Origin of the sequence: Qipengyuania gaetbuli, from assembly GCF_020171365.1 — a bacterium.
Lineage (GTDB): Bacteria > Pseudomonadota > Alphaproteobacteria > Sphingomonadales > Sphingomonadaceae > Qipengyuania > Qipengyuania gaetbuli_B.
The window spans coordinates 2,332,251-2,355,934 of record NZ_JAIUZO010000002.1; the positions used below are offsets into that span (position 1 = coordinate 2,332,251).

Consider the following 23,684-nt stretch of genomic DNA (forward strand, 5'->3'; position numbering starts at 1 on the left):
GGCGGCTCGCCATGAAGATGCTCCGCCTCCTCTTGCCAGTATTGGCGCTCACCCTAGTGCCGAGTGCCGCCAATGCCGAGTTGCCTGCAGCTGCTCGCACCATGATCGAAAATGCCATCGCGACCGGCGATGCGGCAAAGGTGGACGCAGTGATCTCGGTTGCGCGCAGTTCCTTCCCTGACGATGCCTCCGAAATCGACGCGCTCGAGAGCGGCTGGAAAGCGGCCAAGGCCGAGCGCGATGCGGCGGCCGAGGAAGCGCGTCTCGCGAAAATCGAGAATGCGGGGATGTTCGAGCTGTGGAAGGGCGAGGGCGAGCTTGGCGGCTTCCAGTCTTCCGGCAACACCGAGAGCGTCGGGATCGCCGCCTCGCTCAAGCTGAAGCGCGAGGGCATCGATTGGAGCCACCGCTTGCAGGGCCGCGTGGATTACCAGCGCCAGAACGGCACCACGAGCCGCGAGCAATACCTCTTCTCCTACGAACCGCGCTGGCAGTTCAATGATCGCATGTTCATCTATGGCCTGGCGCAGTTCGAAAGCGACAAGATCCAGGGCTTTTCCGGCCGCTATGCCGCATCGGGCGGCGTCGGTTACAAGCTGGTGGATAGTGGCGACCTGTCCCTCTCGGTAAAGGCCGGCCCTGCCTATCGCGTGACCGAATACACCGACGGGCGCACCGAAAGCCGCATTGCCGCTCTTGCCGGTCTTGATTTCGACTGGAAGATTTTCGAGCGCCTCACCTTCTCGCAGGACGCCAACGCTCTGGCCGAGACCGGCGGAGAGGCCCAGCTGATCGTCGACGGGTCGAACACTAGCCTGACCTTCGTCAGCGGCCTCGACTTCAAGGTCAGCAACCGGCTGCGTTCACGACTGTCATACCAACTCGATTACGACAGCAATCCGCCCGTGGGGAAGGTGTCGACCGACACGCTGACCCGCGCGACGCTGATCTACGGCTTCTGACATGGCAAAGCGCTTTTCCTTCACCATCGATGCGACCGACGGCCGCGCTCGGACCGGGCGGATCGAGATGCTGCGCGGAGATATCCGCACGCCCGCATTCATGCCCGTTGGGACCGCGGCGACGGTCAAGGCGATGAAGCCCGAAACGGTGCGCGCCACCGGGGCGGACATCATCCTCGGCAATACGTATCACCTGATGCTGCGCCCCGGGGCCGAGCGGGTCGCGCGGCTCGGCGGGCTGCACAAGTTCATGAACTGGGACCGCCCGATCCTGACCGACAGCGGCGGTTACCAGGTGATGAGCCTGTCTGATTTGCGCAAGCTGACCGAAAAGGGCGTCGAGTTCCGCAGCCATATCGACGGCTCCAAGCATATGCTGACGCCCGAAAGGTCGATGGAAATCCAGCGCCTGCTCGGCAGCGATATCGTCATGGCCTTCGACGAATGTCCCCGCGCCGACCGGCCGCGCGACGAAATCGCAGCCAGCATGGAAATGAGCATGCGCTGGGCGAAGCGCAGCCGTGACGGCTTCGATGCGGGCGGCGAGCACGCTGAACGTGCTGCGCTGTTCGGCATCCAGCAGGGCGCACTCGACGAGGAACTGCGCAAAATCAGCGCCGAGAAGCTGACCGACATCGGTTTCGACGGCTACGCCATCGGCGGCCTCGCAGTGGGCGAGGGGCAGGAGGCGATGTTCGCCACACTCGAATTCGCTCCGCAACAGCTGCCGCAGGACCGTCCGCGCTACCTCATGGGCGTGGGCAAGCCCGACGACCTCGTCGGCGCGGTGGAGCGCGGGGTCGACATGTTCGATTGCGTCCTGCCCAGCCGGTCAGGCCGCAACGGGCAGGCCTTTACCTGGAATGGTCCGCTCAACCTGCGCAATGCGCGGTTTGCGGAGGACATGGAGCCTCTCGATGCGCGGTGTTCCTGTTCGGTCTGCTCGACTTATTCGCGCGCCTATCTGCATCACCTGAACAAGGCGGGCGAGATCCTCGGCGCAATGCTGATGACCGAGCACAACATCGCGTTCTACCAGCAGCTGATGCAGGCCATGCGCGATGCGATCGCAGCGGGCAGCTTTGCGACCTTCGCAGGCGACTTCCGACGCGACTATCTCGGCAGCGGCGAGGGATGAACTGGCGGCGCGCAGCGGTCATCGGCGCGTCGGGAGGAATCGGCGCTGCCCTGGCTGCGGGGCTGGAAGCATCGGGAACGCAGGTTGTCCGCCTGTCGCGCAGCGCCGGTGAAGGCGCGATCTTTCTCGATCTCGAAGACGAAACGAGCATCGCCGCGGCCGCCGCCACGATGGCGGAAGGGGGCGAACTCGACCTGGTGATCGTGGCGTCGGGTTATCTCCATTCGGATGGCGAGGGTCCCGAAAAGGACTGGCGGCACCTCGATGCGGCCAATCTTGCACGCTACTTTGCGATCAATGCGACCGGCCCGGCGCTGGTGGCCAAGCATTTCCTGCCGCTCCTGCCGGCAAGGGGGAGGGCGGGCTTCGCAGCCATCTCTGCCCGCGTCGGAAGCATCTCGGACAACCGGCTGGGTGGATGGTACGGCTACCGAGCGAGCAAGGCTGCGCTCAACATGCTGATCCGCACGCTGTCGGTGGAACTGGCGCGCAAGAAGCCCGACGCTTTCTGCATCGGCCTGCATCCCGGCACGGTAGACACCGCGCTGAGCGAACCCTTCCAGCGCAATGTGTCTGCAGGAAAGCTTTTCACGCCCGAGTATTCGGCTGCACGCCTGCTCGAAGTGATTGCCAGCCGCGTTGCCTCGCACAGCGGAAATGTGTTTTCGTTCGACGGCAAGTTGATCGCCCCGTAAATCGCGGTAAATTGGGCATTATCTGACCGAAAGCCAGAATTTGCCGATCAAGTGTCGGAGGAACAGGAGCAGGATGGAGCGCTGGCGCGCCACGAACAGGTCCGCGAACGGAAACTTTTCCGGCCGCAGCCCGCGTGAAGAGATCACCATGCTGGTTGTCCTCGCCTTTGCGACCATACTGCTGTGGCATTCGCCCTATGGCGGCTACCTGCTTTATCCCTTCACGATCCTGTCGACATGGTTCCACGAGATGGGACACGGGCTCGCGGCCATGGCATTCGGCAATGACTTCGAGCGGCTGGTCATCTTCGCCAATGGTTCGGGCTACGCCCTCCATGTGGGCGAGGTCGAGCCATCGCGAATCTCCAGCGCAGCCATAGCCGCAGCAGGGTTGCTGGGCCCGACGGCCGCCGGGTGCGCGCTTATCCTGTCATCGCAGACACGTCGCGCAACGACTGCGGCGCTGGCAGTGCTAGGCATCGTGCTGCTTGCATCGACGCTGATCTGGGTGCGCTCTCTTACGGGCTGGGTCGTGCTGCCGGCAATCGGGGCGGCATGCCTGTGGCTGGCCTTTCGCGGCGCGCAGAACCACCGCAAGTTCGCAGTGCAGTTCCTGGGCGTTCAGGGCTGCATCAGCATCTACCGCGACTTCGACTACCTCTTCAGCGCGGGCGGCATGCTGGACGGCCGGCCGCAGGTCTCCGACACCGGCCACATCGCGCAGGCGCTGTTCCTGCCTTACTGGTTCTGGGGCGGCGTCATTACCGCCATCATTGCAGCAATGGTCTACTGGTCCTTGCGCCGCGCCCATTCGCGCTGAGGCGGTTTCTCGCGCATTTCGAGGATAGTCCCGCGATAGGCGACGAAGTCCCCGTTCGGTTCGGTGAAGCCAGCGCCGATGCTATTTGCCTGCCGCTGCGCATCGGCGAGCGAGGCGTACCATTTGCCGATGCGCGTGCGGGTGAGATAGCGGTAGAATGTCATTGCACCGCAATAACGCAATGGGTGCTGCAAGTTCCCGCAAGTTATTGAAATATATTACGCAAATGAAAAGGGCGGCCCCGAAGGACCGCCCTTTCGTGTTCCGTTGCCGGACCGATCAGCGCGAATAGAATTCGACGACCAGGTTCGGTTCCATCGTGACCGGGTAGGGCACTTCGTCGAGCTTCGGCACGCGGGTGAACGTGATCTTGTCGTTGCCGTCGGGGGCAACGTAGTCCGGAATTTCACGCTCGGGCAGGCTCTGTGCTTCGATGACCAGCGCCATTTCCTTGGCCTTGCTGCCGAGGCTGACGACGTCGCCGACCTTGACGCGGGCCGAGGCGATGTTGGTCTTCACGCCGTTGAGGTAGATGTGGCCGTGGCTCACGATCTGGCGGGCGGCGAAGATGGTCGGAGCGAACTTGGCGCGATAGACGACCATGTCGAGACGCTGCTCGAGCAGGCCGATCAGGTTCTGGCCGGTGTCGCCCTTCATGCGCGACGCTTCCTGGTAGGTGCGCTTGAACTGCTTTTCGGTCACGTCGCCGTAGTAGCCCTTGAGCTTCTGCTTGGCGCGCAGCTGCAGGCCGAAGTCGGACATCTTGCCCTTGCGGCGCTGGCCGTGCTGGCCGGGACCATACGAACGCTTGTTGACCGGGGAATTCGGACGACCCCAGATGTTTTCACCCATCCGGCGGTCGAGTTTGTACTTGGCGCTCTTGCGCTTCGACATGAGTCGTATCCTTCAATTTGCTGAACTGCCCCATTGACAGCCATCCAACCCGGCATCGCACCGCAGGAATCCCAGGGACTTCTACGCGGCCACCGCTTCACCGGGGTGCGGGGCCAATTAGCGAAGGCGCGCGCATAGCAGGATTGGCGCCTGCGTCAAGCGCCTCGGGCAGCTTCGCAGAAGGCGCGGACGAGGTCCGGGTCCTTGATGCCGGGAGCCGTTTCGACGCCGGAAGACGTATCGACCAGCGGGGCTGCGGTCAGGTGGACGGCATCGGCGACGTTGGCAGGAGACAAGCCGCCAGCAAGGCCCCAGCCGGAACGGCCCTTCTGGGCTGCAAGCAGCGACCAGTCGAACCGCAGTCCCATCCCGCCGGGAAGCGCGGCGTCCTTCGGCGTTTTCGCGTCGAACAACAGCAGGTCTGCCACACCGCGATAGTCTTCGGCCCGGGCTACATCGGCGGCAGTTGATACCGGGATTGCCTTCCAGACCGGCAAGCGGAACCGCGCCTTCACCTGTGCGACGCGCGCGGGTGTCTCTTCGCCGTGCAATTGCACCGCGTCGAGCCGCCCGGCGGCAATGCCTTCCGCCATTGTGCTATCGTCGGCATCGACGAACAGTCCGACCCGCCCGATGCGGCTGCCGGCCCTTGCGGCAAGCGCCGCCGCAGCGTGTCCGCCGATATGTCGGGGAGAGGGCGGAAAGAAGACCAGCCCCACGAAATCGGCCTGCGAGGCGATTGCTGCGTCCAGCGCTTCGGCAGTTGCTATGCCGCAGATCTTGATCAGGGGGGCACCCATTGCCTCTACCTAGTCGGCCACCAGGGGCTTTGCCAGAACCACGAATTCGAGCGGCGGATTCCGCAGGATAGGGAAGGGCCGCCGTTCGCCCGTCGGACGATAGCCGCTGCGTTCGTACCATGCGATGAGCGAGTTTCTTTGGGAGATGACGGTCATCTCCATGGCCTTCAGACCCATTGAACGCGCTTTCTCCTCGGCTCCGCGCAGGAGCTTCGTTCCCAGGCCTGCCGATTGCAGGGTTGGGGAAACGGTCAGCATGCCGAGGTAACCGAGCGTGTCGCTGACGGCGGTCACGGCAACGCAGCCGACGATCCTGTCCTCTTCGTTGCGCGCAACACACAGGGCGATGCCGGGCGCGTCGATCATCCCCTCGATCTCGTCCATCGAGGTGCGCTCACCCTCGAGGAGGTCGGCCTCGTGGGTCCAGCCGCGGCGCGCGGAATCGCCGCGATAGGCGCTTTCGACCAGCTGCCGGATTTCTTCGGCGTCTTGCGGCGACGCCTCCTCGAATCGATTCAAAGTGTCGCCTCGATCGCGCGGGCGGCTTCTGCGGGATCGTCGGCCCGGCTGATCGGGCGACCGATGACCAGCACGCTGGCCCCGTCGTCGCGCGCTTGCCGGGGTGTTACGACACGCTTCTGGTCGCCGACCGCGCTGCCTGCCGGGCGCAGGCCGGGAACGACGAAATAGCCGTCCTTCCACTGGCTGTGGACTGCCTTGACCTCTTGGCCAGAGCACACGATGCCGTCGAGCCCGCTTTCGTGCGCCAGTTCGGCAAGGCGCATGACATGGTCGTGCGCGCTTCCCTGCACGCCTGTGCGCTGAAGATCTCGGTCGTCCATGCTGGTCAGCATGGTGACACCGACGACCTTGGTATGCTCGCCCGCCGCAGCCTTGGCGTCTTCCATCATGGCCCGCCCACCGCTGGCGTGGATGGTGATGATCGCCGGCTCCAGCGAATGGATCGCGTGCATCGCGCCGGCCACGGTGTTGGGAATGTCGTAAAGCTTGAGGTCGAGGAAGATCGGCAGGCCGAGCTGGCCGATCATGTGCACCCCGTGCGCCCCGTGCGCGCAGAAGAACTCGAGGCCCAGCTTGATGCCGCCCACGTGCGCCTTCACCTTTTCGGCCAGGGCAACGCCGTCCCTCAGGCGCGGGACGTCCAGCGCAAGGTAGATCGGATTGCTCATGCCCGCTGATCGGGTTCGGGCTCGACCGGATTGGCCGGTTCCGCAGCGGGCGAGGCGGTGGCTTCGACGGGTGCGGGGGCCGTGACGGGCGTATCGTCCACCCGCGGGCTCGCCATCTTGGCCGTTGCCTGCTCCAGCGCGGAGATACGCCGGGCCTGCCGCCAGCGGACGCCGCGGTGATAGAGCCACATCGGGATGAGTCCGATCATGAACGAAACGATCACGAGCGCAGGGACGCGCGTGTCCCAGACGATGCCGGGCCAGATCCGCACGTCGATCTGCTTGTCCCAGTTGCCGAAGGAGAAGGCGAGCACCGCCACCAGCAGCAATACCCAAAGGATCGTCCGGACAATCTGCATTCTGCGTTACCCCTCAGCTGTTTGGCCGCGATGCTAGGCGCGCATCACTCGCGCGGCAAGGTCAGCCGAAGACGCGGTCGAAAATCGTGTCGACGTGCTTGAAGTGATAATCGAGGTCGAACCGTTCCTCGAGCTGTTCGACGGTCAGCGCGGCGGTCACCTCCTCGTCCTGCTTCAGCAGGTCGAGCAGCATCAGCCTGCCGTCCGATTCCCAGACCTTCATCGCATTGCGCTGGACAAGGCGGTAGGCGTCCTCGCGGCTCACGCCGTTCTGGGTGAGGGCGAGGAGGACGCGCTGCGAGTGAATGAGGCCGCCCATGCGGTCCATGTTCGCCTGCATGCGCTCGGGATAGACCAGCAGCTTGTCGACTACGCCGGTCAGGCGGGCGAGCGCGAAGTCGAGCGTGATGGTCGCATCGGGGCCGATGAAGCGTTCGACCGACGAGTGCGAGATATCGCGCTCGTGCCACAGCGCCACGTTTTCCAGCGCGGGCAGGGCATAGGCGCGGATCATGCGGGCCTGGCCGGTCAGGTTCTCGGTCAGGATCGGGTTGCGCTTGTGCGGCATGGCCGACGAGCCCTTCTGGCCGGGCGAGAAATATTCCTCGGCTTCAAGCACTTCGGTGCGCTGGAGATGGCGGATTTCCACGGCAAGGCGCTCGATCGAGCCGGCAATTACGGCAAGCGTCGAGAAATACATGGCGTGGCGATCGCGCGGGATGACCTGCGTCGAGACGGGCTCTGCCTTGAGGCCCATTTTCTCGGCGACATATTCCTCGACCGACGGATCGATGTTGGCGAAGGTGCCGACCGCGCCCGAAATCGCGCAGGTCGCGATCTCCTCGCGCGCGGCGAGGAGGCGGGTCTTGCAGCGGTCGAATTCGGCATAAGCCTGCGCCAGCTTGAGGCCGAAGGTCACCGGCTCTGCGTGGATGCCGTGGCTGCGGCCGATGGTTGGCGTGTACTTGTGCTCTTTCGCCCGGCGCTCGATTGCTTCGAGCAGGGCGTCCATGTCTTCAAGCAGGATGTCCGTTGCACGGGCCAGCTGCACGGCAAGCGTGGTGTCCAGCACATCGCTGCTGGTCATGCCCTGGTGCATGAAACGTGCCTCGTCGCCGACGTTTTCGGCCACCCAGGTGAGGAAAGCGATCACATCGTGCTTGGTGACGGCTTCGATCGCATCGATCGCTTCCACGTCGATCTTGGGGTCGGTGGCCCACCAGTCCCACAGGGCCTTGGCCGCGCTTTTCGGCACCACGCCGAGTTCGCCGAGCTTCTCGGTCGCGTGGGCTTCGATCTCGAACCAGATGCGGTATTTCGCTTCCGGCTCCCAGAGAGCGGTCATGGCAGGGCGGGCATAGCGGGGGACCATCGGTCGACTCCGTGAAGAAAAGGCAGGGCTGGCGTTTGCGCAGCGCGCTAGGCAAGGCAGCCCGAACTGGCAAGGGCGCACGGTCGGTTGCGCATACGTTATTGGACGATTTCGCCATTATCGGACAGCCGCGCTTGTTCGATTGCAAGCGGCTGCGATTGCGGTAAGTTGTTCTTCATGAACGACCAATCGATCCAATCGGCCGCAAGAATTTCCCTCGTCACGGGCGCTGCAATCTGGCTGGCACTGGCAGCTCCCGCCCATGCGGGCGACAAGGTGATTTACGGGGAAGCGCCGGAATGGGTCGACAAGGTGGCGTTGTCGCGGGTGAACGTCGAAAGCGATCCTTCGGCGCTGATCTACGATTGGCAGCATCGCCTCGAAAACGGTGTGGTGAGCGAATACGCCGACACGGCCATCAGGATCGACAATCCGGACCTGCTGATGGAGCACGGGACGGTCACGCTCGCATGGCTGCCGGACAAGGGCGACCTCACCGTCCACCAGGTGCAGATTATCCGCGGGGCGGAGATCATCGACGTGATTGCCTCGGGCGCCCAGTTTGACGTGCTTCGCCGTGAACAGGGGCTGGAGCAGCGCTTGCTCGACGGCCAGCTGACCGCGACGCTGGCAGTCCCCGGCCTGCAGGTCGGCGATATCCTCCGGGTTAGCCACACCGTGACTATCGCCGACCAGGCGCTGGGCGAGGAAATGCAATCGTCGCAGTATCTTGTGCCCGCGCCTTGGCAGGTCGGCTTCTCGCGCGCGATTGTGAGCTGGCCCGAAAGTACCGATGTCTATTTCGGTGCGGAAGATTTCGCCCGCCTCCCGCAGCCGGTCACGCGCGACGGCTATCGAACGCTGACCGTCACGCTGCCGATCGACGAACCGCCGGAAATGCCCGGCGACGCACCTTCGCGGTTCAATCGCGATCCGATCTTGCGAGTCGGTACATTTGCCGACTGGCAGGAACTGTCCCGTTCCTTTGCGCCTCATTACGAGAAAGCCGCCAAGGTCGCCGACGATAGCGCGGTTGCCGCCAAGGCGCGCGAGATCATGGCCAAGTCCGCCGATCCTCTGGAGCGAACCGCCATGGCGCTTCGTCTGGTCCAGGACGAGGTCAGCTACCTCCTCAACGGGCTCGATGGCGGGAACTACATGCCGCAATCGGCCGCAGAGACCTGGGAAAAGCGATACGGCGACTGCAAGGCGAAATCCGTCCTGCTCTATTCGCTCCTGACCCGCATGGGCATCGACGCGCGGCCGGTGCTTGTCACCACGACGGGCGGTGATGCGCTGCCCGAACTCCTGCCGATCCCGGGCAATTTCGATCACATGATCGTGCACGCCAATATTGGCGGAACCGACTACTGGCTCGACGGGACGAGCACCGCGACGCGGCTGACCAATATCGGCGAAGTCCCGGCGTTCTATTACGCCCTTCCGCTGAGCGAAGGAGGCTCCGGCCTCGTCCCCATGACGCAGCGCCGCCAGCCGTGGCCCGACATGGTCATGGACCTCACCAGCGACTATTCCGCCGGTGTCGACTTCCCGGCGCTGTTTACGCTCAAGATGTCGATCTACGGCGCGCGCGGAGCCGGCTTCCGCGCGGCTGCCGACGAGGCGGACGAGGACAAGCTGAAACAGTTCGCGCAAGGATTCTCGACCGGACCTGGCGGCGCGGTGACTTCGGTCACGCTCGAATACGATGACGAGGCAGCTGCCGGCGTGCTGGAGGTCAAGGGCGTGATGCCCGGCGACTTCGCATGGAGCGACGGACGCCTGCGGCTCTCCTCGGACCAGTCGCAACAGTATAACTTCAATCCCGACCGCGCGCGTTCCGAATGGCGCGACATTCCCGTGTTCACTCCGGGCCCGCAATATAACCGTATCGCCGCAACCATCATCTTGCCCGAGGGGCTGGACGGGTTCGAGAATACCGGGCCGCAGTCGATCGACACCGGTTTTGCAAACACGACTCTCAAAGGGGTCACCAGCCACCTCGGCAACAAGGTGACCTATAATGTGGATGTGTGGCAGGACCTCGGCGAGGTGCCGGCGGCCGAGCTGCCGACCCACAAGCGCAAGGTACGCGAGATAAATTCGATCAAATCCGAACTGCTCGCGCCTGAAGACTTCGCCTGGCGCTGGGAAGTCGATGCCAAGGAACTGGCCCGCCGCACCGCGCCGCTGGTCGAGGCGTATGACAAGGCCGTCGCCTTCGCATCCAGTGACGATTGGGGGCCGCTCAGCCAGCGCGCCAGTTTCCGCGCGCAGATCTTCGACTGGAAGGGCGTGCTCGAAGATCTCGACACGCTGATCGAGAACCAGCCGAGCGCCAATCTCTACAGCTGGCGTGGTGCCGTGCACGAGGCCCTGGGCGACCGCGAGGCAGGCATTGCCGATGCGCGGATTGCATACGATCTCGATCCGGCGTCGGCCTATGCGTTCAGCCTTGCCGAAATGCTGGCCTATGCAGGCAAGCGGGACGAGGCGCTCGAGCTGCTCGATTCGCTCCCGGTCGGCGATGACGAGGAAGTGTCGTTCGCCAGCACCTATGCCACCGTGGCAGGGCTTGCTGGCCGCACGCAGGATGCGCTCGAAGTCCTATCGCGGCAGGTTGCCGCCAAGCCGACGAATGCATCTGTCCTCAATGCCGACTGCTGGTTCCGCGGCCTGTTCGATATCGAGGCGGAAGGCGCCATGCCGACCTGCACCAAGGCGATTGAGCGCGCATCAAACAGTGCGCCCATGCTCGATAGCCGGGCGATGGTCAGCTACCGCCTGGGCAATTTCGACGCTGCGCTGAAGGATCTCGACAGCGCGCTAGAACTGGCACCCAACCTGTCCGCCTCGCTTTACCTGCGCGGCATCGTGCGATTGGAAAAGGGCGACAAGGGCGGCCGGGTCGATGTGGAGCGTGCGCTGCGCATGGCACCGGAGCTGGCTGCGCGGTACGCAGCGCACGGCGTCGCACCCCGCAGATAGTATTTACCGGTCCTAGATCAGGCCCTTGGCGCGTAGCGATACGTGGCTGCCGCGACCTACGATGACGTGGTCGTGCACGGTAATGTTCAGAAGCCGTCCGGCCTCCGCGATCCGGCTGGTGATCTGGATATCCGCGCGGCTGGGTTCGGGATCCCCGCTCGGGTGGTTGTGCACGAGGATCAGCGCGGTCGCCCCGATGTCGAAGGCCTTGCGGATCACTTCGCGCGGATGGATGGCAGCTTCGTCCACCGACCCTTCGGCGGCCAGGTGGTCGAGGATCAGGCGGTTGCGCGTGTCGAGATAGAGTATCCGCACGCGCTCATGCTTGAGATGGCCCATGTCGATAGCGAGATAGTCGAGCAGGGCCTGCCAGCTTCCCAACACCGGTTGCTGCTCTATAGCGCCGCGGGCCATGCGCCGCGCTGCCAGCGCGACGGCGTGCAGCGAGGCGGCACTGGCTTCTCCCATTCCCTTGACCTGCGCCAGCGCTTGCGGATCGGCGTTCAGCACGCCGGCAAAGGAACCGAAGCGCGCAATCAGCGTCTTTGCCAAGGGCTTGGTGTCTCCTTGCCGGAACGCCGAAAAGAGGAGGTATTCGAGCAATTCGTAATCGGCCAATGCCTCCGACCCGCCCTTGAGCAGTCGCTGGCGAAGCCGTTCACGGTGTCCTGCACCGGAATGCTCCTTTGATATGCTGCCCCCGTCCGACAAATCGCGACCCTATTTAGCGACCTTTCAAAGGCTTGCATTGCCTTCGCGCGGCGATGGGCGCAAGTGTGCGCGTAATGGATGAGGGTGAAATCGCAGGCATGACGAGCCATCGGCCGCGCTGGCGCAAGAAGCGTTATGCCGTGCCCGGCCTCTCGCTGCTCACCCTGCTGGCGGTATTCCTGATGGCGTGGGCCAATCGCGAAAGCATCGCGCACGATTTCATCCGCGACCAGTTCGACGCCTATGGCATCGAAGGTACTTACGAAATCGAACGCATCGGCGGGCAAACGCAGGTCATCTCCGATCTCGTGATCGGCGATCCGGCGGCGCCCGACCTCACCGCGAAGCAGGCCGTCGTGAAGCTCAAATATCGGCTGGGGTTGCCGCAAATCGGCAGCATCACGCTGGTGGAGCCGCGGCTCTACGCGACCTACCTCGACGGGAAACTGAGTTTCGGCTCGCTCGATCCGCTGGTATTTGCCGAAAGTGAGGAGGAGCCCGGACTTCCCGCGTTCAACGTCGCGATACGTGACGGTCGCGGCTTGCTCGAAACGGACTATGGCCCGGTCGGCTTCAAGCTCGAGGGGAGGGGACCGCTCGATAACGGATTCACGGGCATTTTCGCGGCAGTTGCGCCCAATCTTGCGATTGGTGGATGCGAAGCGCGGCAGACGACGCTTTACGGCAAGGTGTCGACCGATGGAGGCACGCCGCAGTTTTCAGGCCCGCTGAGGCAGCAAATCCTGACCTGCGAGGAGAATGGCATCCGGGTAGCCGGGCTTGTCGCGGAACTCGATGCCGCCATGACGCCGCAACTGTCCGATCCCTCGATCGAGGCGCGGATCGACACGGACGCGCTCGCCATTCCGGGCGGTGCAGCCCAGTCGCTTGCAGGGACGATCCGTGCACAGATGCGGGGCGATGATGCCACCGCGCGCTTCTCGCTTGCCGCGCGCGGCTTCGAGACCCCGCAGGCTCTCGCCGCCGTCATGACCGCCGAAGGTGTTGCGCGCAGTCGCGGCGGATTCGAGCGTTTGGAAATCGATGGCAATCTGGAAGGCAACGGCCTGCGCCTCGGCAGTGGTCTTGTCGCCGGCATCGGAAGCTTGTCCGAAGCGGGCGAGGGCACACTTATCGAACCGATAGTCCGTAGGATCGCTGAATCGCTCCAGGCACAAACCCGTGGCAGCTCGCTGGAAGCGCGCGTCAGGTACCGCCAAGACGCCAGGGGGTATTCGCTCCTGATCCCGCAGGCCGAATTGGCTGGAGGCAGGGGGGCGCGCATTCTCTCCCTGTCGCGGGTCCAGGTGGGCGCCAGTACAGGAGAGGCTGCACGCGTCTCCGGTAACATCGCGACCGGTGGTCCCGGCCTGCCGAGCATTTCGGGCCGCATGGAAAACAATGGCGGGGCCGGTCCGGTCTTCCGCCTGTCCATGGCGTCCTACGAAGCTGGCGGATCGACCCTTGCGATCCCCCGCATGAGCATCGTGCAAGGCGCTGGCGGGGCGTTCGGCTTTTCCGGCCAGGTAGAGGCGACCGGCCCGGTGCCCGGCGGCGCAGTCGATGGCCTCTCGGTTCCGGTCAGCGGGCGCTATGGACCTGACGGTGCGCTCGCCCTTTGGCGGGACTGCACGCGGATCGCGTTCCGCCGCATCGCCCTTGCCGACCTCAATATCGCAGGGCCAGGCCTCACGCTTTGTCCGCCGCCGGGGCGCCCGATGCTGCGCAGCGGGCCTGCCGGTATTCAGTTCGCAGCTGGCGCTCCTTCTCTCGACCTCAAAGGTTCGCTTGCCGACACGCCCATCCGCATCGCTAGCGGGCCAGTGGGCTTTGCCTGGCCCGGTACGATCAGCGCTCGCAATCTCGCAATAACGCTTGGTCCGGCGGAGACCGCCAGCCGTTTCGTCATCAGCGATCTCGACGCGCGGGTGGGCGAGAATATCGCCGGTACGTTCTCCGACGCGGACATCCAGCTTGCATCCGTGCCGCTCGCTATCAGCAATGCTGCCGGAAACTGGGATTACACCGGCGGCGTGTTCACCATCGGCAATGCCTCGCTGCGTGTCGCCGATCGCGAGGAGCCCGACCGTTTCCAGCCACTCGTCGCCAACGGCGGCACCCTCACATTGCGCGACAGTATCATCGACGCGCGTGCCGAACTGCGCGATCCCTACGAGGGTCGGCTCATCACGATCGCCGATATCTGGCACAATCTGGGAACGGGGGCAGGGTATGCCGACCTCGACGTGCCCGGTATCGTATTCGACGAGAACTTCCAGCCGTCACCATCCAGCAACATCTGCTTCGACGGGGGCGAGCCGGGCCCGCGGGAGCCAAGCGGCCTCAGCTGCCTTGCGCTGGGCGTCGTCGCAAATGCGGAAGGGACTGTCACCGGTCGCGGCCGGATCGACTGGGACAGCGATGGCGAAGTCACCAGCACGGGAACCTTCTCGACCGACGACTTCGACTTTGCAGCCGCATTCGGGCCCGTCGAAGGAGCCAGCGGTACCATCGAATTCACCGACCTGCTTGGCCTGACGACCGCGCCCGGCCAGAAACTGCGGGTCGCCTCGATCAATCCCGGCGTCGAGGTGCTGGATGGTGAGATCGAGTTCGAACTGCGCGGCGGTGAAGTGCTCGCGGTTGCCGGCGGAAGCTGGCCTTTCATGGGCGGCCGTCTGATCCTGCGCGAGGTCGATGTGACCTTCGGCGTAGAGGAAGAGCGGCGCTACATTTTCGAGATTGTCGGTCTGGATGCCGCGCAGTTCGTCGCCCAGATGGAGTTCGAGAATATCTCCGCGACGGGTATCTTCGACGGAACCGTGCCGATTGTCTTCGGTGAAAACGGCAATGGCCGGATCGACGAAGGCATCCTTCTCTCGCGCCCCCCGGGCGGCAATATCTCCTATGTCGGCGAGCTGACCTATGAAGACCTCTCGCCGGTCGCCAATTACGCCTTCGACGCCTTGCGCAGCATGAACTTCACGCAGATGCGCGTGGTCATGGAAGGTCCGCTGGCAGGCGAGATCGTCACCCGCGTACGCTTCGACGGCGTCAGCCAGGGCGAGGGGGCGAAGAAGAATTTCGTGACCCGCCAGCTTGCCAAACTGCCGATCCAGTTCCGCATCAACATCAGGGCCCAGTTTTACCAGCTGCTGACGTCTCTGAAGGCGCTCTACGATCCGGCCGCCGTGCGCGATCCGCGCGAACTGGGCCTGCTGAGCGACGATGGTACCCGTTTCCTGCGCCGCTCCGTCACCGGCGAGGAAGTGAAACCCGACATTGACCCGGAAGATGTCATTCCGGATGAACCCACCATTCAGGACCAGGAAAGCGAGTAGGGGCTATGAGAACCGTGGAATTGACTGACCCTGCGCCCCTTGCAAGAAGCGCCGCCATGGAAGTTTCAAGCAGGAGACCGGGTTTGCGGATCTTGGCCGTCGGGATTGTCCCGTTCGTGCTTGCGGGGTGCATCACGCTGGAAGCACCGACCGAGCCGATCGTGATCGAACTCAACGTCAATATCCGGCAGGAAGTGATCTACCGGCTCGCGGAAGACGCGGGCAACACGATCGAGGAAAACGCGGATATCTTCTGATGGGTGATTTTATGACCAGGACCATGACCAAGACGATGCTGGCTGCAGCCGTGGCTGCGACCGCGCTGGGCGGCATCGCGACCCCTGCCTTTGCGCAGCGCGACCCGGCCTATGCAGCGGCCCGCGCTTCGGGCGAGGTGGGCGAGAAGATGGACGGCTACCTCGGCATCGTCGGCGCCGAAACGCCGGAGCTTCGCCGGATCGTCAACGACATCAATATCAAGCGCCGCGCCGTCTATGCGGAACGGGCGCAGGCCAACAATGCCACGCTCGAGGAATACGCGCTGACCGCAGGTTGCCAGGCAATTCTGGCGACTTCGCCGGGCGAAAAATACCAAGCGCCCGACGGTAGCTGGCAGACCCGTTCCAGCGCAGCCCCCTTGCGTGATTCGCGCTGCCCCTGAGGCTATTGGTCCCGGCGCATTGTTGCTCCGGTGACCAATATGCGACGGGTGTTGCGTTTAAAGGCGTAATTCGCCTTCCCTCTATGTTGACTCGCAAAGGCCCCCCTTCTAAGGGGGCCGCGCCCTTGGCGGGCAAGTCCCTGCGCGTGCCGCGCAACCCCCTTTAAAGGAGCAAGGCATGAGCGACGACAAACCCGCACGGGAACCCATCGAGGAGGATGCGCGGATCGACGCGCTGGAAAAGCGGCTCGCAGCCGCCCAGCAGCGCGAAGAGGAGCGTAACCGCCCGCAGGTTTCCGGTTCCGATGCGAACTATCGCAGCGGCAACCGGGTTCTGGCGGATCTGCTCGGAGGGCTCCTTGGCGGTTCGGTGATCGGTTATGCCATTGGCTACTTTACCGGCACGAACCCGTGGGGTCTGTTGGTGGGACTGTTCCTCGGGATAGTCGTTGCCTTCAGGAACATCATCCGCGCGGCAAACCAGCGCCCCGAAGAATGATCCCGCAATGGGGATTCCGGGGCGCTCGTTACAGGATTTAGGGACGTAACAGACGTGGCAGCCGAACAGGCCAAAGTCGATCCGATGCACCAGTTCACCATCCAGCCGCTCGGCGGTTCGGAGGGCTGGGAACTCGCGGGCTACAATATTGCCTTCACCAACAGCGCGCTGTGGATGCTTATCACCACGGTCGTGCTCTTCGTGTTCGTGCTCGGCGGCATGCAGCGCCAGCTCGTGCCCGGCCGCTGGCAGATGATGGTGGAAACCTTCACCGGCTTCATCGACAACATGCTCGAAGCGAACATCGGCAAGGCCGGGCGCAAGTACGTGCCTTATGTCTTCAGCCTGTTCATGTTCATTCTGTTCGCCAACCTGCTCGGCCTCATGCCGCTGGGCGTTATCGGGCTTCACCCTTTCACCTTCACCAGCCATTTCACGGTGACCGGTGTGCTGGCGATCATCAGCTTCGCGATCGTCCTGATCGTCGGTTTCTGGAAGCACGGGCTGCACTTCTTCTCGCTCTTCGTGCCGCATGGCACGCCGCTGCCGATGATCCCGGTGATCGCGCCGATCGAATTCATCTCGTTCATGGTGCGCCCGTTCAGCCTCGGCCTGCGACTGTTCGTCGCCATGATGGCCGGCCACGTGCTGCTCGAAGTGCTGTCCAGCTTCGTAATCGACGGTACCAATGCCGGTCTCCTGTGGGGCGGCATCGTGGGCCTGCCGAGCTTCCTTCTGATGGTTGGTATCTGCGCGCTCGAACTGCTGGTCGCAGGCATCCAGGCCTATGTTTTCGCTCTTCTGACGTCGCTGTACATCAACGACGCCGAGAACCTTCACTAAGTCTTCAATTCAAAGTTTTTCCCAAAGGAGTTTGTCATGGAAATGGAAGCTGCAAAGCTGGTTGGCGCCGGTCTCGCTGCAATCGGTGCCGGCATGGCCGCCATCGGTGTGGGTAACGTCTTCGGTTCGTTCCTCGAAAGCGCTCTGCGCAACCCGGGTGCTGCCGACGGCCAGCAGGGCCGCCTGTTCATCGGCTTCGCCGCTGCCGAACTTCTCGGCCTGCTGGCGTTCGTCGTTGCCATGATCCTGATCTTCGTCGCCTAATCGACGACTTTCGAGATCGCACCGGTCGGGATACGCCCGGCCGGTGCCATAAATTTTTCGCACCCGCTTTTCGAGAGCTGCAATGCCCCAGATAGCACAGCTTGCCGATACGTGGTCCAGTCAGGTCTTCTGGCTGCTGGTCTTCTTCGGCATCACTTTCTTCGTCATCGGCAAGGGCATGGTGCCCAAGGTGATGGAAACCGTTGCCCAGCGCGACGGCCAGATCGCCGCTGACCTCGCCGCAGCAAAGGCTGCGCGCGATGCGGCCGACGAGCAGGAAGATGCCTGGCGGGTGCGTGAGAATGAAAACCGCGCCGCTGCACAGGCGATCGTGGCCAAGGCCAAGGACGAGGCTGGCGCCAAGTCCGAAAAGAAGCTCAAGGCTGCGCAAACCCGCATCGACAAGAAGCTCGCCGACGCGGAAGCACGCATCGGTGAAGCCCGTACTGCGGCTCTTGCCGAAGTCGAAAGCGTCGCAGTCGAAGCGGCACAGGACATCGTCCAGCGTCTCGCCGGCGTGAAGGTGACCAAGCCTGCCGCCGCCAAGGCAGTGAAGGAGGCAATGGCCAATGGCTGAAACCACTCCTGAAGTCTTCGCGACGGAAGCGGCCGAAGTGAGTACCGAAGTCGGTCACGGCGGTGCCGGTACGCATGCAGAGCCCGAACTGTTCGGCCTTGCACCGTTCCAGATCGTCTCGGTCGCGATGCTCATCCTGCTGCTCATCGCGTTCTTCGGCGCCAAGGTCCACAAGACCATCGCCGGCGGCCTCGACAGCAAGATCGCCGCGATCAAGGACCAGCTGGAAGAAGCCAAGCAGCTCCGCGCCGAAGCCGAAGCGCTTCGCCAGGAATATGCCGACAAGATCGCCGGTGCCGAAAAGGATGCCGAAGCCATGCTCGCCAATGCGCAGCATGAGGCTGACGCGATCCTCGAAAAGGCGGAAGCCGACAGCCAGGCCATGGTCGAGCGTCGCAAGCGTATGGCGGAAGACAAGATCGCTGCTGCAGAGCGTGAAGCGGTCGAGGACGTCCGCAACCGCGCTGCGCTGGCCGCGACCGCTGCCAGCCGTGCGCTGATTGCCGACAAGCACGACGCCGATGCCGACAAGGCGCTGGCAGACAAGGTCATCGCCGGCATCTGACGAGCCGACCTTTCAGGACACGAAAAAGCGCGCGAGGCCTTCGGGTTTTGCGCGCTTTTTTCTTTCAATCCCGGATTGACACGCTATTGCGAAGCGTTAGCAAAAAAGGATCGTTTCGTGAATCGTATCTTCCTAACAAAGCTGCATCTCATCGCGGCTGCCATCATGTTCCCCGCCATCCTGATGTTCCTCGTGACGGGGGCGCTTTATACGTGGGGCAACACCGGCGAATGGCGGGAAGAGTCAGTCCTTGTGCCGCTCGAGCAGCCGCTTGCGGAAGACGAGGCACAGCTGAAGCAGGTCGCGCTTGCCGGCCTCGCGCAGCAGGGCCTTTCCGCGCCGAGCGGCAAGACCAAGGTGAGCAACGAGGATGGCGAAATTTCGCTGTCCTGGTCGGGCGCGCGCAGCGAGGCGAAGGTGGTCGCGACCGATGATCCGCTGGTCGCCGAGGTCGAGGTGAAGGAAGCTTCGCTCCACCGCTGGCTGGTCCAACTGCACAAGGCGAAGGGCAGCACGGCCTTCAAGATCTATGCGACGGTCCTGGCGATCGTCCTCCTCTTGCTGGTGCTCAGCGGCGTGATCATGGGCCTTCAGGTCAAGGCGCTGCGCAAGCTTACGATCACCTGGAGCGTCGTGGGCGCTGCCGCATTCGTGGGCTTCGTCCTGCTGGGCTAGGGCTCCAGCACGATCTTCCCGACGATCTCTCCTGCCTCCATCGCTTCGAAGGCTTCGCGCCATCGGGCGAGGGGCAGGGTACGTTCGATATGGGGGCTGATCCGGCCTTCGCTTGCCAAGCGCCCCAGTTCGGCGGCGATCCGCTTGGCGCGGTCGGGGAAGCGGCGCGCATATTCCCCGGCCCGCACGCCGACCACCGAGAATCCCTTGATCAGCGGGATATTGACCGCGATTTCGGGGATGCGTCCGGCGACGAACCCGACGACCAGTAGCTTCCCTCCAAAGGCGACGCAGCGGGTGCTCTCGTCGAAAACGTCCCCGCCGATAGGATCGAAGACCAGGTCGCAGAGCTTGCCACCGGTAAGTTCCGCCACCTCTTCACGGAAGCGGCCCGTGTTGAGGACTGCCGCGTCCGGGGCGGCGATCCGCTCGAGTACGGCCAGCTTGTCTTCCCGGTGCGAGGCGGCAATGACGCGGGCTCCGAGCGCTTTGGCCAGGTCGCAGGCTGCAAGCCCGACCCCGCCGCTTGCGCCGTGGACCAGCACCGTCTGGCCCTCCTCTAATCGGCCTAGCTCGACCAGGGCGACATAGGCCGTGTGGTAGGCTGCGCCCATGGCCGCAGCGTCGGGAAAGCCGAGGCCGGCCGGGACGGGCCTGAGCGACGAGACGGGAAGGGCCACGAATTCCGCAAAGGCGCCGGTTTTCGCGCCGCCCATGACGCGGTCGCCGGGCGTGAAGCCGCTGCCTTCATCGGCCTCGACCACCTCACCTGCCATTTCGAGGCCGCTGACGAAGGGCACGTCCGGCTTGAACTGGTAGGTTCCGCGGGTCATCAGCAGGTCGGGATAGTTGAGCGAAGCCGCACGAACCCTGACGAGGACCTGCCTCTCTTCCCGCACGGGGTCGGCGATATCCTCGATCTGCGTCCCCGAAAGGTCGGACGACAGCGACCGGACGACGAGTGCCTTCATGGCGTCAGAAGTTGTCCTTGGCTGCCCGGAGCGCCGCGAACGTTTCTGCGGGCGTGCTGCCGCCCCAGCGATCGCGCAGTTCCGCGCTGTCCGCGCGCAGGAAGGGGTTGGTAATCAGCTCGCGCGACAGGACGGTGGGAACGGTCGGTTCACCCTTGGCCCGCTTCTCTTCCACCCGGGCGGCGTAGAGCTGCAGCTCGGTATTGTCGGGATCCGCGTGCAACGCGAACTTCGCGTTCGATGCCGTATATTCGTGCGCGCAGTAGAGCAGCGTGTTTTCGGGCATCTGCCTGATCCGCTCCAGGCTGTGCCAGAACTGGTCGGGCTTGCCTTCGAACATCCGCCCGCAGCCGAGTGCGAAGACGCTGTCGCCGACGAAGGCGAGGTCGGCTTCGGGAATGTGGTAGGCGATATGGCCGTTGGTGTGGCCCGATACGTCGATCACGCGCGCGTGCCAGCGGCCCAGTTCGACCTTGTCGCCATTGCCCACGACGCGGTCGATCGGGGTCAGGCGCTCGACTTCCTGCGGGGCGACGACCTTGGCGCCGGTGGCCTCGACGATGGCCTTGTTCCCGCCGGCATGGTCCGGATGCCAGTGCGTGTTCCACACCTGCGTGATGCGCCAGCCCTTCGCATCGGCCTGCCTCAGGTATACCGCGCCGTCGGGCGTATCGATTGCGGCGGTTTCGCCGCTTTCGGGATCGTGGAGGAGGAAGCCGTAATTGTCGGCAAGGCAGGGGAACTGGTGAACCTGTAGCATGGCGGGCAGCCTACGCCCGTTGCCCCCTATAGGAAAGGCCCGCCTGCTCGGGTGAGCAAGCGGGCCTTCCTGATTACCCTGATGAAGGGAGGAAGAGCTTAGTCTTCCTTCTTCTTCAGCGCTTCGCCGAGAATGTCGCCGAGCGAAGCACCCGAGTCCGACGAACCGAACTGTGCGACTGCTTCCTTCTCTTCGGCGATCTGGCGGGCCTTGATCGAGAAGGTCGGCTTCTTCGAACGATCGAAGCCGGTGACCATCGCGTCGACCTTGGCGCCGGGCTGGAAGCGATCCGGACGCTGCTCGTCGCGGTCGCGGCCGAGGTCCGAACGCTTGATGAAGCCGGTCGCGCCGTCTTCGCCGACCTGCACTTCGAGACCGCCATCGCGGACTTCGAGGACGGTCACGGTGACGACCTGGTTCTTGCGCAGCGAGCTGCCGGCACCGGCTTCGGTCGGAGCACCCTTTTCGAGCTGCTTCATGCCGAGGCTGATGCGTTCCTTCTCGACGTCGACGTCGAGAACGACGGCTTCGACCTGCTCACCCTTGCGGTGCAGGGCAAGGGCGTCTTCACCCGAGATGCCCCAAGCGATGTCCGACATGTGGACCATGCCGTCGACGTCGCCCGGAAGGCCGATGAAGAGACCGAATTCGGTGGCGTTCTTGACTTCGCCTTCGACCTTCGTGCCGACCGGATGGGCTTCGGCGAACTCTTCCCACGGATTGCGCTGGGCCTGCTTGAGGCCGAGGCTGATGCGACGCTTTTCGCTGTCGACTTCCAGGACCATGACTTCGACTTCCTGCGAGGTCGAGACGATCTTGCCCGGGTGGACGTTCTTCTTGGTCCAGCTCATTTCCGAAACGTGGACCAGGCCTTCGATGCCCGGCTCGATTTCGACGAATGCACCGTATTCGGTGATGTTGGTGACGGTGCCCGTCATCTTCATGCCGACCGGGTACTTGGCGGCGACGCCGTCCCACGGATCCGATTCCAGCTGCTTCATGCCGAGGCTGATGCGCTGGGTGTCTTCGTTGATGCGGATGATCTGGACGGTCACGGTCTGGCCGATTTCGATCATTTCGCTGGGGTGGTTGACGCGCTTGTAGCTCATGTCGGTGACATGGAGCAGGCCGTCGATGCCGCCGAGGTCGACGAAGGCACCGTAGTCGGTGATGTTCTTCACGACGCCGTCGATCACCTGGCCTTCGGTCAGCTTGTCGATCAGTTCGCTGCGCTGTTCTGCACGGGTCTCTTCGAGGACCGCGCGGCGCGAGACGACGATGTTACCGCGGCGACGGTCCATCTTCAGGATCTGGAAGGGCTGCGGCATGTCCATCAGCGGGGTGACGTCGCGCACGGGGCGGATGTCGACCTGCGAGCCGGGGAGGAAGGCCACGGCGCCGTCGAGGTCAACGGTGAAGCCGCCCTTGACGCGGCCGAAGATGCGGCCGTCGACGCGCTTGCCTTCGCCGAATTCGCTTTCAAGCTTGTCCCATGCAGCTTCGCGGCGAGCGCGGTCGCGCGACAGCATGGCTTCGCCGTCAGCGTTCTCGATGCGGTCGACGAACACTTCGACTTCCGAGCCGACTTCGAGGCCGTGCTCGTCTTCGCCGCGCATGAATTCCTTGAGGTCGACGCGGCCTTCGCTCTTCAGGCCGACGTCGATGTGGGCATAGCCGTTTTCGATTGCGGTAACGGTGCCCTTGACGACACGGCCTTCGAAGCCGCCGTCATCGGCGCCGCCGAGCTGCTCGTCGAGCATTGCCGCGAAATCGTCGCGGGTGGGGTTGGCTGAGGTTGCCATATGTAAGTAGTCCTAAGTTCGTTTTGCTACCGGCCACCGGTTTTACCGGGGTCTTTCTCCGTCTGCCTGTGCACGATTGCACGGGCCGTACGGGGCAAGAGGGCCGTGATCTCCGCGAGGCCGGATGCCGCCGCGAAGGTCCTTTCGATCTCGGAGATGTTCGGGACGGGCGCGCGCCTAGTGCAAACCCCTGCGGAAAGCAAGGGAAATGCACCCCTTCGCCCTACAGGATGGAACACATGGAACACGGTCCAAGCGGAAAAAGCGCTGGCCCGGCGAAGCAGCGCGAAAGGCGCGGGTTTCGGTGGGTTCGTGGCGATCTTTCCGGGCATGGCAGTTGCCCTGCCACGCCTTTGCCCCTGTAGGAAAGCGGGCGCGCCGGCAAATCTGCGCCGCGCGCCCGCCAGTCCCTCAGATCGTCACCACGCGTCGTAGCCGCTGCGCGAATGGTTGGTGGCGCAATCGGCGAAGCGCGCCTGCAGCTTGGCAGGCGTCGAATTGGGATCCGACAGCCCATCGCGCCAAGCATCCCATGCCGCGCCGAACTTGGCGGCGTTCTCGGTCTTGCCGATCCACCAGAACATCGTCTGGTCCTGGTCCTGGATCGGGGTGAGGATGGTGGCGGTATAGCCGTAGGACCGGCCCCACTGGTTGAAGTCCTTCACGATCGCCATGTACTTGCCGATCGGGCAGGTGTCTTTCAGCTTGGTCCCGATGACATCCCAGTGTTCCGCCTGTGCGGGGGATGCGGTCAGGCCGACCAGGGCTGCAAGGATAAGCATCTTCTTCATAGCTTC

The 23,684-nt window shown here is 63.8% G+C and carries 26 protein-coding genes; 14 read left to right on the top strand and 12 right to left on the bottom strand.

Features of this window, described 5'->3' with window-relative positions:
- Nucleotides 1-11 precede the first annotated feature (11 nt).
- The 4 genes from LCL94_RS12030 to LCL94_RS12045 all read left to right on the top strand — a co-directional run bounded on the left by LCL94_RS12030 (nt 12) and on the right by LCL94_RS12045 (nt 3,615).
- Nucleotides 12-962 carry a YdiY family protein gene (locus LCL94_RS12030; RefSeq protein ID WP_224832403.1) on the top strand — a complete coding sequence of 317 codons (951 nt, stop codon included), beginning with the start codon at nt 12-14 and terminating at the stop codon, nt 960-962.
- A gap of 1 nt (nt 963) precedes the next feature.
- Entirely contained in the window at nt 964-2,100 is a 1,137-nt protein-coding gene (gene tgt, locus LCL94_RS12035; protein ID WP_224832404.1) for a tRNA guanosine(34) transglycosylase Tgt, read from the top strand.
- Complete coding sequence (locus tag LCL94_RS12040) at nt 2,097-2,795, top strand: SDR family NAD(P)-dependent oxidoreductase (RefSeq protein WP_224832405.1); 699 nt, start codon at nt 2,097-2,099, stop codon at nt 2,793-2,795. Before tgt ends, LCL94_RS12040 begins: the two co-directional genes overlap by 4 nt.
- Before the next feature lie 73 nt (nt 2,796-2,868).
- Nucleotides 2,869-3,615, top strand: a complete 747-nt coding sequence (locus LCL94_RS12045; protein WP_224832406.1) for a M50 family metallopeptidase — start codon at nt 2,869-2,871, stop codon at nt 3,613-3,615.
- Here the strand turns inward: LCL94_RS12045 and LCL94_RS12050 are convergent.
- From LCL94_RS12050 to purB, 7 genes are all read right to left on the bottom strand, one after another.
- Complete coding sequence (locus tag LCL94_RS12050) at nt 3,582-3,779, bottom strand: hypothetical protein (protein WP_224832407.1); 198 nt, start codon at nt 3,777-3,779, stop codon at nt 3,582-3,584. The genes LCL94_RS12045 and LCL94_RS12050 overlap by 34 nt on opposite strands.
- Before the next feature lie 115 nt (nt 3,780-3,894).
- Entirely contained in the window at nt 3,895-4,509 is a 615-nt protein-coding gene (rpsD, locus tag LCL94_RS12055) for a 30S ribosomal protein S4 (RefSeq protein ID WP_160606752.1), read from the bottom strand.
- 155 nt (nt 4,510-4,664) lie between these two features.
- On the bottom strand, nt 4,665-5,309 hold the full coding sequence (locus LCL94_RS12060) for a phosphoribosylanthranilate isomerase (protein WP_224832408.1): 645 nt from the start codon (nt 5,307-5,309) through the stop codon (nt 4,665-4,667).
- 9 nt (nt 5,310-5,318) lie between these two features.
- Complete coding sequence (locus tag LCL94_RS12065; RefSeq protein WP_224832409.1) at nt 5,319-5,828, bottom strand: GNAT family N-acetyltransferase; 510 nt, start codon at nt 5,826-5,828, stop codon at nt 5,319-5,321.
- Nucleotides 5,825-6,499: an orotidine-5'-phosphate decarboxylase gene (pyrF, locus tag LCL94_RS12070; RefSeq protein ID WP_224832410.1), complete on the bottom strand. Its 675-nt coding sequence runs from the start codon at nt 6,497-6,499 to the stop codon at nt 5,825-5,827. The genes LCL94_RS12065 and pyrF overlap by 4 nt, the downstream gene beginning before the upstream one ends.
- Nucleotides 6,496-6,858, bottom strand: a complete 363-nt coding sequence (locus tag LCL94_RS12075) for a DUF1049 domain-containing protein (protein WP_224832411.1) — start codon at nt 6,856-6,858, stop codon at nt 6,496-6,498. The genes pyrF and LCL94_RS12075 overlap by 4 nt, the downstream gene beginning before the upstream one ends.
- A gap of 61 nt (nt 6,859-6,919) precedes the next feature.
- Nucleotides 6,920-8,230, bottom strand: coding sequence for an adenylosuccinate lyase (purB, locus tag LCL94_RS12080; RefSeq protein ID WP_224832412.1), 1,311 nt, complete (start codon nt 8,228-8,230; stop codon nt 6,920-6,922).
- Nucleotides 8,231-8,407: 177 nt separating this feature from the next.
- On the opposite strand from purB, the gene LCL94_RS12085 reads away from it, so the two are divergent.
- Complete coding sequence (locus tag LCL94_RS12085) at nt 8,408-11,218, top strand: DUF3857 domain-containing transglutaminase family protein (RefSeq protein ID WP_224832413.1); 2,811 nt, start codon at nt 8,408-8,410, stop codon at nt 11,216-11,218.
- Nucleotides 11,219-11,230: 12 nt separating this feature from the next.
- On the opposite strand, the gene radC is transcribed toward LCL94_RS12085, so the two are convergent.
- Complete coding sequence (radC, locus tag LCL94_RS12090; RefSeq protein ID WP_224832414.1) at nt 11,231-11,929, bottom strand: RadC family protein; 699 nt, start codon at nt 11,927-11,929, stop codon at nt 11,231-11,233.
- Nucleotides 11,930-12,003: 74 nt separating this feature from the next.
- On the opposite strand from radC, the gene LCL94_RS12095 reads away from it, so the two are divergent.
- The 9 genes from LCL94_RS12095 (at nt 12,004) to LCL94_RS12135 (ending at nt 19,354) form a co-directional block, all read left to right on the top strand.
- Nucleotides 12,004-15,270 carry a YdbH domain-containing protein gene (locus LCL94_RS12095; protein WP_224832415.1) on the top strand — a complete coding sequence of 1,089 codons (3,267 nt, stop codon included), beginning with the start codon at nt 12,004-12,006 and terminating at the stop codon, nt 15,268-15,270.
- An 83-nt stretch (nt 15,271-15,353) separates the two neighbouring features.
- Nucleotides 15,354-15,527 carry a YnbE family lipoprotein gene (locus LCL94_RS12100; RefSeq protein WP_318245583.1) on the top strand — a complete coding sequence of 58 codons (174 nt, stop codon included), beginning with the start codon at nt 15,354-15,356 and terminating at the stop codon, nt 15,525-15,527.
- Entirely contained in the window at nt 15,527-15,931 is a 405-nt protein-coding gene (locus tag LCL94_RS12105; protein ID WP_224832417.1) for a YdbL family protein, read from the top strand. The genes LCL94_RS12100 and LCL94_RS12105 overlap by 1 nt, the downstream gene beginning before the upstream one ends.
- A 178-nt stretch (nt 15,932-16,109) precedes the next feature.
- Nucleotides 16,110-16,430 carry an AtpZ/AtpI family protein gene (locus LCL94_RS12110; protein WP_160606768.1) on the top strand — a complete coding sequence of 107 codons (321 nt, stop codon included), beginning with the start codon at nt 16,110-16,112 and terminating at the stop codon, nt 16,428-16,430.
- Nucleotides 16,431-16,484: 54 nt separating this feature from the next.
- Nucleotides 16,485-17,273, top strand: coding sequence for a F0F1 ATP synthase subunit A (locus LCL94_RS12115; RefSeq protein ID WP_318245584.1), 789 nt, complete (start codon nt 16,485-16,487; stop codon nt 17,271-17,273).
- A 36-nt stretch (nt 17,274-17,309) separates the two neighbouring features.
- Nucleotides 17,310-17,537 carry a F0F1 ATP synthase subunit C gene (locus LCL94_RS12120; protein WP_160606770.1) on the top strand — a complete coding sequence of 76 codons (228 nt, stop codon included), beginning with the start codon at nt 17,310-17,312 and terminating at the stop codon, nt 17,535-17,537.
- An 82-nt stretch (nt 17,538-17,619) separates the two neighbouring features.
- Nucleotides 17,620-18,114, top strand: a complete 495-nt coding sequence (locus LCL94_RS12125) for an ATPase (protein ID WP_224832418.1) — start codon at nt 17,620-17,622, stop codon at nt 18,112-18,114.
- Complete coding sequence (locus LCL94_RS12130) at nt 18,107-18,679, top strand: hypothetical protein (protein ID WP_224832419.1); 573 nt, start codon at nt 18,107-18,109, stop codon at nt 18,677-18,679. The genes LCL94_RS12125 and LCL94_RS12130 overlap by 8 nt, the downstream gene beginning before the upstream one ends.
- Before the next feature lie 117 nt (nt 18,680-18,796).
- Nucleotides 18,797-19,354, top strand: coding sequence for a PepSY-associated TM helix domain-containing protein (locus LCL94_RS12135; protein WP_224832420.1), 558 nt, complete (start codon nt 18,797-18,799; stop codon nt 19,352-19,354).
- Here the strand turns inward: LCL94_RS12135 and LCL94_RS12140 are convergent.
- The 4 genes from LCL94_RS12140 to LCL94_RS12155 all read right to left on the bottom strand — a co-directional run bounded on the left by LCL94_RS12140 (nt 19,351) and on the right by LCL94_RS12155 (nt 23,678).
- Nucleotides 19,351-20,325, bottom strand: coding sequence for an NADPH:quinone oxidoreductase family protein (locus LCL94_RS12140; RefSeq protein WP_224832421.1), 975 nt, complete (start codon nt 20,323-20,325; stop codon nt 19,351-19,353). The genes LCL94_RS12135 and LCL94_RS12140 overlap by 4 nt on opposite strands.
- A 4-nt stretch (nt 20,326-20,329) precedes the next feature.
- Nucleotides 20,330-21,085, bottom strand: coding sequence for a hydroxyacylglutathione hydrolase (gene gloB / locus LCL94_RS12145; RefSeq protein WP_224832422.1), 756 nt, complete (start codon nt 21,083-21,085; stop codon nt 20,330-20,332).
- A gap of 98 nt (nt 21,086-21,183) precedes the next feature.
- Complete coding sequence (rpsA, locus tag LCL94_RS12150; RefSeq protein WP_224832423.1) at nt 21,184-22,887, bottom strand: 30S ribosomal protein S1; 1,704 nt, start codon at nt 22,885-22,887, stop codon at nt 21,184-21,186.
- Between the two features lie 419 nt (nt 22,888-23,306).
- Entirely contained in the window at nt 23,307-23,678 is a 372-nt protein-coding gene (locus LCL94_RS12155) for a hypothetical protein (protein ID WP_160606783.1), read from the bottom strand.
- Between the last annotated feature and the right edge of the window lie 6 nt (nt 23,679-23,684).